At 59.9% G+C, this 5,434-nt stretch carries 6 protein-coding genes; 4 read left to right on the plus strand and 2 right to left on the minus strand.

Annotation, left to right across the window (positions count from 1 at the left end; genetic code table 11):
• Positions 1–697, plus strand: a 697-nt coding sequence (locus VGK48_03415; GenBank protein ID HEY2380211.1) for an FtsX-like permease family protein, incomplete at its 5' end; no start/stop codon positions are given.
• 8 nt (positions 698–705) lie between these two features.
• On the opposite strand, the gene VGK48_03420 is transcribed toward VGK48_03415, so the two are convergent.
• Complete coding sequence (locus VGK48_03420; protein ID HEY2380212.1) at positions 706–2,169, minus strand: HAMP domain-containing sensor histidine kinase; 1,464 nt, start codon at positions 2,167–2,169, stop codon at positions 706–708.
• The gene (locus VGK48_03425; protein ID HEY2380213.1) at positions 2,166–2,921 is read right to left on the minus strand and encodes a response regulator transcription factor; all 756 of its coding nucleotides are present in this window, start codon (positions 2,919–2,921) and stop codon (positions 2,166–2,168) included. Before VGK48_03425 ends, VGK48_03420 begins: the two co-directional genes overlap by 4 nt.
• Positions 2,922–3,036: 115 nt before the next feature.
• On the opposite strand from VGK48_03425, the gene VGK48_03430 reads away from it, so the two are divergent.
• The 3 genes from VGK48_03430 to VGK48_03440 all read left to right on the plus strand — a co-directional run.
• Positions 3,037–4,422 carry an efflux RND transporter periplasmic adaptor subunit gene (locus VGK48_03430; protein HEY2380214.1) on the plus strand — a complete coding sequence of 462 codons (1,386 nt, stop codon included), beginning with the start codon at positions 3,037–3,039 and terminating at the stop codon, positions 4,420–4,422.
• A gap of 22 nt (positions 4,423–4,444) precedes the next feature.
• Positions 4,445–5,179: an ABC transporter ATP-binding protein gene (locus tag VGK48_03435; protein ID HEY2380215.1), complete on the plus strand. Its 735-nt coding sequence runs from the start codon at positions 4,445–4,447 to the stop codon at positions 5,177–5,179.
• Between the two features lie 14 nt (positions 5,180–5,193).
• A partial coding sequence (locus tag VGK48_03440; GenBank protein ID HEY2380216.1) for an ABC transporter permease occupies positions 5,194–5,434 on the plus strand: 241 nt, incomplete at its 3' end.

A 5,434-nucleotide genomic window follows, 5' to 3' on the forward strand; every position in this document is an offset into this window, starting at 1 on the left:
CGGCTCGCGGCTGCGCATTTTAGGCGAGGCCCGCGAAATCGTTGGCATTGCCGGCGACGTTCTTCAACAGGCGGGCTGGGGCAGTTTCGGCCCGATGGGACGTATTCCAACAGTCTATATCCCGGCGGCGCAGCCCGGTCCCGCAGGCTTGACGGCTGCATCGCCCAGCTGGATTGTCCGGACATCTCTGCCGCCTGCGACGTTGCAAAAGCAGATCGCCGCGGCCGTGGTCAGCGTGGATCCATCGCTTCCGATCGCGAATTTCAGATCGTTGGACGAAATCAATGTTCACTCGCTGGCGTTGCAGCGATTCACGGCGGTCCTGCTCGAGATCGCGGCAGGGCTCTGCCTCCTGCTCTCGACGGCCGGGACATTCGCAATGATCTCGAACTCCGTTGCCGAGCGCACCCGCGAGTTTGGCATCCGGCTGGCGCTGGGCTCCACAGCCGGCCGGGCCATTCGCAACTGCGCCATGTCCGGGATTGTTTGCGCGGGAGCCGGCGTCATTATCGGTCTTGGTTTGGCGCGGGCCGGAACGCGGTTTCTCGAGGGAATGCTGTATGGAATCACGGCCTACGATCCATCGACCTACATCGCTGCCGCCGCCGGCGTAATGGCGGTCGCTGCGCTCGCCAGTCTTGTGCCCGCGCGCCGGATCGCGAAGCTCGATCCGGCTCAAACGCTGCGTCATGAGTGAGGGCTAAGCTAGGTTGCTGCCATCTTCAGGCGGATTTCCACTTCAAGCCCGGCGGGCCGGCGATTCCGGGCAAGGACGCTCCCTTTGCAGGCTTCGACGCAGGTTTTCACAATTGCGAGGCCGAGGCCTGTTCCGCCGGAATCCCTGCTGCGTGAGGCGTCGAGCCGGAAGAATGGCGTAAAGACATCATCGAGCGCGGTGTCCGGTACGCCGGGTCCATGATCGGCAACGGTGATCACCGCTTCGCTGTTCTCGCTGTGGGCCGAAACCGAAATCGGGCCGCACTGGCCCGCATAGCGAATCGCGTTGCGAACGAGATTCGAAAGAGCACGAAACAGATAATCGGAGTCTGCCAGGACCGCGAGGTCCTTCGGCACGGAAGTTTCGATGACCGTGTCCGGCGTCTTTTCCAGTTCCACGACCCGCCGGACCGTGTGTCCGACATCCACGCGTGTTAATTCCACGTTCGGGGTCAGCATCCCGGTTTTCGAAAACGACAGCAGCTCATTGATCAGCTCTGACATATGTCGAACGTCGCCGGTGATGTCCTCCACATACTCGCGGGTGTCTGAACCGGCGCGTTGTTCGAGGATGCCGAGCGCAACCTGCATCCTGGCCGTCGGAGCGCACAACTCATGCGCGACATCCGCGAGGAACCGCTTCTGTCCTTTCACGAAGTGAGCGAGCTGTGTGCTCATGCGATTGATCGACGAGGCGAGATGTCCGACTTCATCCGAACGTTCGACCTTCAGTTGGATTTCGAACTGCCCCTCCGCAATCCGGCTGGTCGCATTTTTCATCGCCGAAATCGCGCCCGTCAAACGGCGAATCCATGGCAACCAGATGATGACGAAAACAAGCGTCAATGCCAGTGTCAGCGCAACCCAGGGTTTCGGATCGAAGAAAAACTCATTTCCTATAATGGAATCCGACCTCAGCACCAGAAATCCGGTAGAAGGCTCCGGGTTTTCGGCGCTGCGAACACGAATCGGCACGCCGACCCAATATTCTGACGGGGAGCCGGTTTTTTTCCGGAATATCGCGTCCACACGCCAGGGGCCGATTACAACGCCGGCAGGTCCAGCTCGACCGGATACTCCAGCCCTTCGCGCGGCGTCGTCGCGCACCCGTTGAATCCTCTGGCTGATTTCTGTGCGAATAGCCTGGGGCAGATCGGCGGGGACTCCCGTCAAGCTGTTGCCGTCGACATCAACCAGATAAAACTCGACTCCATATTCTTCCGAGAGGCGCGAGAGCAACTCGATCCGCGATCCAGCCGGCGTTTCGGCAAGATCCTGGGCAACATCGCCGGCAACCGACGTGAGGTGATTCAGCGTCGGCGCCACGATGAAATTCGTCGGACTGATGCGGAACTGGGCGGCTGCAAAGATAAGAAAGAAGGCGGTCAGCAACACAAGCGTCAGCAGCGTCAGGAGTGTGATTTTCGAGGCCAGCGACATTGCCGGCTTCATTGCGGCGCCTCCGGTTCGGGCTGCATCAATCGATATCCAACGGAGCGCACGGTCTGCACCCAGCGCGGTGATTTTGCGTCATCTCCGAGTTTCCGCCGGAGAGACGAAATGTGGACGTCGATGGATCGATCGAAGGCCTCGAAATCCCGGTCGGCCACCTCCAGCAAAAGCTGCTCGCGCGATTTCACCCGGCCGGGCGAGCGGGCCAGGGCTATCAGAAGGTCGAACTCCACTGCTGTCAGCGAAACAGGCACGCCGCCGAGCGTCACGTTGCGCGATAACGGTTCGATGCGGAGGCTGCCAACGACGACAGGCGCTTCTTCCTTGGTTTCATGAGCCGGGACGCTTCGCTCCGCGGTTACTCGCGATCGCCGGATTACGGCGCGCAACCGCGCCAGCAATTCGCGCGTCGAGAAGGTCTTCGGCAAGTAATCATCAGCACCCATTTCCAGCCCGACAATGCGATCCGCTTCTTCACCCAGGCCGGTGAGCATCAGAACGGGGACGGCCGACGCGGCGCGCAGCCGCCGGAGCACCTCCAGCCCATCCATTTCGGGCATCATCAGGTCGAGAATGACAGCATCGAACTTTCCCGAGAGCGCCTTTTCCAGGCCCTCTTTGCCGGCGTTTGCCGTGGCAACCTCGTAGCCGAGAGGCTCGAGGTAATCCTTGATCAGCCGGCAGAGCTTCCTGTCGTCATCGACGACAAGAATGGAAGTTCGTTGTGCCTCGGACGGATCGGAGACCACGATTTCATCTTAACCCCACTTTTGCGGCATTACATTTCCTTAACAATCGCGGACCAGCCTTAACAGAAGCTTCACACGGGCTGAATCCGCCCTTTACTCGGGCCCCGTCTACACAGGTATGAGCAGGAAAAGCAAAATCATTCTGATCTTAGTCGCTGCGGCTGGTGTGATGGTCGCGCTCGGAGCCTGGTCGTTCAGAGGCCGCGACGTTCAATATCGTACGGCCGCCGTACAACATGGAGACGTGAACGTTGCGGTCTCCGCCACCGGAAATCCAAATGCCGTGGTTAATGTTCAAGTGGGGTCACAGGTATCCGGCACAGTTGTGGATCTATTCGCGGACTTCAACACCAGGGTGACGAAAGGCCAGCTGATCGCCCGCATCGATCCCGCCCCGTTTCAGGCAAAAGTGGATCAGGCTCAGGCAAGCCTCGAGGCCGCCCGCGGGTCCGTCGCGAATGCTGAGGCGGTGGAACAGCAGGCCATGGCGAACATTCAGTCCGTGACGTCTTCGCTGGCCGCTGCAAAAGCAAATGTCGTCAAGGCGCAGGCTGCGGCAGCCGACGCGAAGAGCAAAGCCGATCGCCGGGTTGCGATGGTTGCCGAAGGTTCCGATTCAAGGGAGGACCTGGAGACGGCACAGACGACCTACAAGTCCGCGGTAGCCGACGTGGATGCCGTCGTCGCGCAGCAGCACGCCGCAGAGGAAGGCGTCAAGGCCGCGCAGGCCCAGATGAACGTCGCGAAATCCCTGATGGCAACGAATGAAGCGCAGGTTAAGCAAAATACGGCCGCGCTCCAGGCAGCGCAGCTCGACCTGGAACACACAAAGATCATCGCACCTTTGGACGGGGTGGTCGTCGCACGAAATGTAGATGTCGGGCAAACCGTTGCGGCGAGCCTCGCGGCGCCGACTCTGTTTCAGATTGCACAAGACCTGACGAAGATGCAGGTGGATACCAATGTTTCCGAGGCGGATGTCGGCCACATTCAGGCGGGCCAGCCGGCAACATTTACAGTGGACGCTTATCCTGGCCGCACCTTCACGGGTGCGGTGACGTCGATTCGAAAGGCGCCGATCAACGTGGCCAACGTGATCACCTATGACGCCGTTATCGGCGTTTCGAATGAAGATCTGGCGCTATTCCCCGGTATGACCGCGAACGTGAAGATTCTGGTCAGCCAGCGAAAGGACGTTCTGAGAGTTCCGAATGCGGCGTTGCGCTATCACCCCGCATCGGACACTGCCGCGGCGGGTGCCTCGAAAGCGAGTAAAGGCGCACTGCCGGAGAAGGCGGTTTGGATCCTGGATGCGAACGGGCACGAGCAACGGGTCGCTGTCATCACGGGAGAAACCGACGGAACATTCACTGAAATTACGGGAGGAAACCTCAAAGACGGTGATCGCGTGATCGTCGCGGCGTCCGGCAATGCCGACCGTTCGCCGGCTTCGAACTCCACTCCGCAGCCGGGAACAGGGCGTGGCCGCGGACCAAGCTTTTAAGCAGGAGAAAGGGATGTGACGCATGGCATCGATAATCGAAATCAAAGACCTGGTGAAAGACTACAGACTCGGCGAGGTGCCGGTACATGTGCTCAAAGGCATCTCGTTCGAGATCGGGCGCGGCGACTTCGTTTCGATCATGGGACCATCCGGTTCCGGCAAGTCGACGCTGATGAATATTCTCGGCTGCCTCGATAAGCCGACTTCCGGAACATACATACTCGACGGCATCAGCGTGGCACAGTTACAACGCGATGAACTTGCCGAGATCCGTAACCGGAAAATCGGATTCGTGTTCCAGCAATTCAACCTGCTGGCGCGTACGAACGCGTTGGAAAATGTCGAATTACCTTTGATGTACGCGGATGTTCCGGACCACGAACGCCACCAACGTGCGGCAAAAGCATTACTCGCTGTCGGACTGGCCGGCCGCGAAGACCACCAGCCCAGCCAGCTTTCCGGAGGCCAGCAGCAGCGGGTCGCGATCGCGCGCGCCCTGGTCAACAACCCCAGTATTGTTCTGGCAGACGAACCGACGGGTGCGCTCGATTCCCGGACAGGTCTGGAAATCATCGCCATTCTGCAGAAGCTGAATCGCGAGCAGGGGATCACCGTCATTATGGTGACGCATGATTCCGAAATCGCCGCCTACAGCTCCAGGAATATCCATTTCAGGGATGGAAGGCTGCAACTCGACGAGCGCCACGATCCGCGCGATGCCGCCGAGGAGCTGATGCTGGCACCGGTCGAGACATAGAAAGGACAACAGCCATGAATCGAATTGTCGCCAGTAACCGGATCGCACTCCGGGCGCTGAAGGTGAATCGCATGCGTTCCGCCCTTACCATGCTCGGTATCATCATCGGCGTTGCGGCCGTGATCGCGATGGTCGGGGTCGGGTCCGGAGCAACCGAGCGGATACAGGACCAGATCCGGAGCATCGGAAGCAATCTGATCATCGTGCTGCCGGGCAGTATCAGCAGCAACGGCGTCCGGCTGGGTTCAGGCGCCG

The sequence above is a fragment of the Terriglobia bacterium genome, from assembly GCA_036496425.1.
Taxonomy (GTDB): Bacteria; Acidobacteriota; Terriglobia; order 20CM-2-55-15; family 20CM-2-55-15; genus 20CM-2-55-15.

Excerpts from the sequence above, each read along its gene's own strand:
- VGK48_03420 (HEY2380212.1), bottom strand. The coding sequence starts at position 2,169 with ATGAAGCCGGCAATGTCGCTGGCCTCGAAAATCACACTCCTGACGCTG.
- VGK48_03430 (HEY2380214.1), top strand. The coding sequence starts at position 3,037 with ATGAGCAGGAAAAGCAAAATCATTCTGATCTTAGTCGCTGCGGCTGGT.
- VGK48_03435 (HEY2380215.1), top strand. The coding sequence starts at position 4,445 with ATGGCATCGATAATCGAAATCAAAGACCTGGTGAAAGACTACAGACTC.